Raw genomic sequence first — 1,529 nt, 5'->3', positions numbered from 1 at the left:
GTTCTTTATCCACTATTTCGGCAGTAAAGGTTCCTGTTTCATGGCTCATAAATTGAGCACCAACTAAATTGATATATTCAGGTGAATTCTTAAAACAAAAACTTGCGGAGTGAATAGGAATAAAAGCTTTACCCTCTTTTACAAAATTTAAAAGTGCTTCCTCTTCATTATAACCTATTTCTTCGTGATTGGCATATATAATAAGTCCGTCATACAACTCCAGATTCTTTTCATTTAAATCTGATAGTTTTTCTGTGTAGGTGATGTTGATTCCGTCTTTGGTTAAAGAGGAAGCTAAAATCGGAAAATACTCCCTTGAATTATGATGCTCCAATTCATGCCCTAGAAAAAGTAATTCTACTCTTCTTGGCTGATCATCTAACCGCTCTTTTTTGGAAGGGGAACAAGCTGCAAAAAACAGTATCAATAAAAAAGTTTTAAAAAATAAGTGATGGGTTTTCATATCAAGCCTAGATTTCATTACTCAATATTACTTCAAATAATAAAATAGAAAATACTCTCATTTATCACATACTGACTGTATTTTATCATTCTATTTACTCAATCAATTAAATTTTGATAAATTAGTTGATGTTTAAGCTCATATCAGAATGCTTTCATTTAACTAGTACCAATGAAATCTGCACTTCAAAAATCACCTATACCAGAAACTCGCGCCTACTTGGCACGTATGTTAAATGAGCCCATTTTTGACCCACATTGGCATTTTCATTCTGAACATCAATTGTTTTTAGTTTTATAAGGAAGCGACACTAGGTTTATTGGTGATAGTGTAAAACCCTTTAAGGCCGGAGATATAACATTTACAGGTCCAAATCTGCCTCACTTGTGGCGTAGTGAAAATGAGCAAGAACAAGAAAAGAATATTGCTTGGTCTGAAGGAGTTGTTATTTATTTTCATGAAGACTTTTTAGGAGAGAACCTTTTACAAAGTGATGAAGCCATTCGTCTACGACAGGTATTCCATAAAAGTTTAAGAGGAATGGAATTTACAGAACAATCTGCCATAACCTTAAAAAAGTTGATGCTAGATTTGTTACCGATGGACGGGTTCGATGGTATTCTTCACCTTTTAAAAATTCTAAACTTTATAAGTAACACTAAAGAATACCAAATTTTAGCCAGCCCAGGTTACACCAACACCTTAAGAGAAGCCGATACCGAACGTATGTTTAAAGTATATGCCTACGTAATGAAAAATTTTAAACGAAAAATGGTTCTAGCAGACTTGGCTAAACTCACTAATATGACACCCACTTCTTTTAGCAGGTACTTTAAGCAACATGCAAATAAATCATTTTCAGATTTTGTGAGTGAAATACGTATAGGACATGCGTGTAAACTACTTATAGAACAGAAAATCAACGTATCACAAGCATGCTACGAAAGCGGATTTCAAACGCTATCTAACTTTAATAAACAGTTTAAAACGATTACTAATCGTACACCTTTGGCGTTTAAAAAAGAATATGAGGTGTATTGATTAATATCTATTATCTCGAATTTTA

General features: G+C 33.2%; 3 protein-coding genes. 2 read left to right on the top strand and 1 reads right to left on the bottom strand.

Translation table 11 applies throughout. The features are described from left to right. A partial coding sequence (locus ABJM36_RS08455; protein WP_348451022.1) for a ThuA domain-containing protein occupies positions 1–481 on the bottom strand: 481 nt, incomplete at its 3' end. A gap of 153 nt (positions 482–634) precedes the next feature. Here ABJM36_RS08455 and ABJM36_RS08450 point away from each other — a divergent pair. Together ABJM36_RS08450 and ABJM36_RS08445 are read left to right on the top strand one after the other, a co-directional pair. Continuing rightward, complete coding sequence (locus tag ABJM36_RS08450) at positions 635–763, top strand: hypothetical protein (protein WP_348451021.1); 129 nt, start codon at positions 635–637, stop codon at positions 761–763. Positions 764–847: 84 nt separating this feature from the next. Then, entirely contained in the window at positions 848–1,504 is a 657-nt protein-coding gene (locus tag ABJM36_RS08445; protein ID WP_348451020.1) for an AraC family transcriptional regulator, read from the top strand. Positions 1,505–1,529 lie beyond the last annotated feature (25 nt).

The sequence above is a fragment of the Algibacter sp. genome, assembly GCF_039977455.1.
GTDB lineage: Bacteria > Bacteroidota > Bacteroidia > Flavobacteriales > Flavobacteriaceae > Algibacter_B.
Note: the sequence above shows the minus strand (reverse complement) of the source record. Positions and strands in the feature narration are given on the sequence as shown.